Here is a 3,110-nt window from a genome sequence, read left to right on the forward strand (position 1 = left end):
ATTATTTACTTAATTTAGTGCGGTACGACAATGGTTTTGCAAGCAATGCCATTTCAGTACAAATTAGCAAACCGTTATGCCTCACCCTATGACGACCTTAAACGAACAGACAGACAGAAATAAAATATGAAAGCAAACGAAACCAAAGTAGATAAATTCTTAGCGACAAATGAAACAACATTTGCTATTCCTGTTTATCAGAGAAATTACGACTGGACACTTTTTCAATGTAAACAGCTACTTCACGACATTATCGAAACTGGTAAAAATGACAAGACAAATGCTCACTTTATTGGGAGTATAGTTTATGTTCACGATGACGTTTACACAGCATCAGGCTTAACGGAATTAACCATAATTGACGGACAGCAACGTCTTACGACTATCACATTAATTTATATCGCACTATACAGACTTGCAAAGGAACTTGACAACCAAATGCTAGTTAACCGAATTCAGAAAACGTATTTAATAAATGAATTTGCACCCGAAGAAGAAAATCTGAAATTAAAACCAACCGAAAATAATAAAGAAGCACTTCGACACATTTTAAATTCAACAGACGGAGAAGAGTTTAAAGGCTATTCAAAAATTATAGAAAATTTTGATTATTTCAGGTCTGCAATTAATTCGGAGAACTTTGAAGTTATTCAACGTGGACTTTCTAAACTCATTTTCGTTGATATTGCACTTGACAGACAAAAAGATAATCCGCAAAGAATTTTTGAAAGTCTGAATTCAACCGGACTTGAATTATCACAAGCCGACCTTATTAGAAATTATATTCTAATGGGACTTTCAAGAACAAATCAAGACAGAATTTACAAAAGCTATTGGGAAGTAATCGAGAAAAACGCAAAGGATGAAACATTGAATAAAACTCGTGTTTCTGAATTCATTCGTGATTACTTAACTCTTAAAAACAAAGAAATACCAAACAAAGGTGACGTTTACGCAAAATTTAAAGAGAAATATCCAACTTCCACCATTGACGAACTGGAGCTTGTTCTCACAGAATTAAAATCATTAGTTAAGTATTACAATAAACTAACTAACCCGAAAAACGAACCTGACAAATTAATACGAATTCAACTTGAACATATCAACAGGTTAGAAATAAATGTTGCGTTTCCTTTCTTAATGAAGGTTTATGAAGATTTTTCAAATGACATAATTGATAAAGCAACTTTTATTTCAGTTTTATCGACAGTTCAATCATTCACATTCAGACGTTTCATTTTAGGCTTGCCGACCAATGCACTTAATAAAATATTTATGGGCTTATACGACAAAGTTGAGCCTAACAATTATTTGTTTTCAATTCAAAAATCTTTACTTCAAAGGTCAGGTGTTCAGCGTTTCCCAAGAAACACAGAAACGATAAACGCACTAAAAGAAAAAGATGTTTACAACATTAAACCTAAAAACCGAACCTACTTATTAGAACGACTTGAAAACTTTCAAAACAACGAACCAGTAGCAATTGAAGGAAATTCCGATATAACTATTGAACACATTTTTCCGCAAAACCCTGACCCAAAATGGAAAATTGAATTAGGTGCAGACGAATACAATTTGATAAAAGAAAACTATCTAAACACAATCGGCAATCTTACTCTATCAGGCAACAACGGCAAATTAAGTAACAAGCCATTTCTTGACAAGAAAGTAATGAACGTTGACGGCAAAGAGCAAGGTTATAATTTTAGCAGACTTTGGCTAAACAGAGATTTGAAAGAAAAATCAAAATGGGATAAAACAGAAATTGAAGAACGAGCAAATACTATTTCTGAACGCTTTATTAAAATTTGGGAAATTCCTGAAATTGACATTGAACTCGAAGCAACTAATGACGAAATAAACATTTTTGATGCAGAAGACCCAAAACACAAAAAGTTAGAATATGCTATTTTCTTCAATCAAAAACTTGAAGTTACACAAGTAGCAAAACTTTATATTGAAGTGTTCAAACAATTATTCGACCTACAACCAGAAACCTTTTTTACATCAGAAATTGGCGACCGACTTAGTTTGACAAAAACACCTGAAGCGAATGGATTAAGACAAGCAGTTCCAATAAGTGAAACATATTTTATAGAAGCAAACATTGACAATATGGGTAAGTTCGACAGAATAAAACAAGCCTTGACAATTTTTGGATTTGAAGACGAATTATCAATCAAATATGCTGACTAGAAAAGAAGGGCGAAGGCATAACACGGGTTTGGCAAAAGTGGCGGTTCAGTGCTCCGCAGACACATTTGTGGTTAATCAAAGTTTGGTTCTCCGCATCAACATTTGTAGTGAAAATCGCCACCTTCGCCAAGCCCGAAACCGTTAGCACTAATTATACCTATCAAATGAAACAACGACTATTTATAACTTTGACATTCACTTCTCTTGTTTTATTAGGTTGTTCTACTCCCAAAGAATTCATGATGCCTTTTAGGAATTTTGAATATACAAGTGACCGAGGTTTCCCTGTTAAATCTTCGAATTCAGACTTTACTTTTAAAGCATCAGTAAATATTTCAACTAATGTTGACAGAATAGTAACTGTCTCAATGGACAGCACATTTGGGAATGAAGCAACTTTATTAGAAGTCTTTAGTTATAAAAAAGGGAAATCTAAACTTTCACAAACTAAACTATTTCCTAAAAGCGGATTTGACAATTTTAAAATTAAAATTGACTCCTTAAATCTTATGAATCAGAAAGACCAAGAGACTTTTGAATCTGCTTTACATAGACCTGTTACACTTTTTGTAGTTGAAATTAAAGAAAATGGAAAATATAATCAATTTAGATTTAATACATTTTTCCCCGACACAGCGAAGACCTCAGAACAGTATGAAAAACTTCAGAAGTTGATATTTAAAGAATTTCACTTTCCGCTTTATATAAAATAACTAGTGCTAACCACAGGTTTAAAAAATTGCGGGCGAAGTGCTTTATGCGCCTTCATCACTTTTTACTAAATTTAGTGCTGGCAGACAAGTTCTTGCAAGAAAAACCGCAAATTCTTAAACCTGCCAACCGTTATAGCCAATACTACCCGACAGAATCGACTAGAAAACATTTTGAATTTGTTGTCTGAATAGTTAACTTTG

The 3,110-nt window shown here is 33.2% G+C and carries 2 protein-coding genes; both read left to right on the forward strand.

Annotated elements, in window-relative coordinates; all coding sequences use genetic code 11:
* Positions 1 to 126: 126 nt before the first annotated feature.
* Positions 127 to 2,196 (forward strand): DUF262 domain-containing protein, encoded by a 2,070-nt coding sequence (locus tag I5M32_RS16445; protein ID WP_200588247.1) that lies wholly within the window; start codon positions 127 to 129, stop codon positions 2,194 to 2,196.
* A gap of 164 nt (positions 2,197 to 2,360) precedes the next feature.
* Positions 2,361 to 2,909 (forward strand): hypothetical protein, encoded by a 549-nt coding sequence (locus I5M32_RS16450; protein ID WP_200588248.1) that lies wholly within the window; start codon positions 2,361 to 2,363, stop codon positions 2,907 to 2,909.
* Positions 2,910 to 3,110: the final 201 nt, after the last annotated feature.

Origin of the sequence: Pedobacter segetis (assembly GCF_016623585.1) — a bacterium.
Lineage (GTDB): Bacteria > Bacteroidota > Bacteroidia > Sphingobacteriales > Sphingobacteriaceae > Pseudopedobacter > Pseudopedobacter segetis.

What these genes read in the sequence shown, in the direction of transcription:
- I5M32_RS16445 (WP_200588247.1), top strand. Translation starts at nt 127, where the DNA reads ATGAAAGCAAACGAAACCAAAGTAGATAAATTCTTAGCGACAAATGAA.
- I5M32_RS16450 (WP_200588248.1), top strand. Translation starts at nt 2,361, where the DNA reads ATGAAACAACGACTATTTATAACTTTGACATTCACTTCTCTTGTTTTA.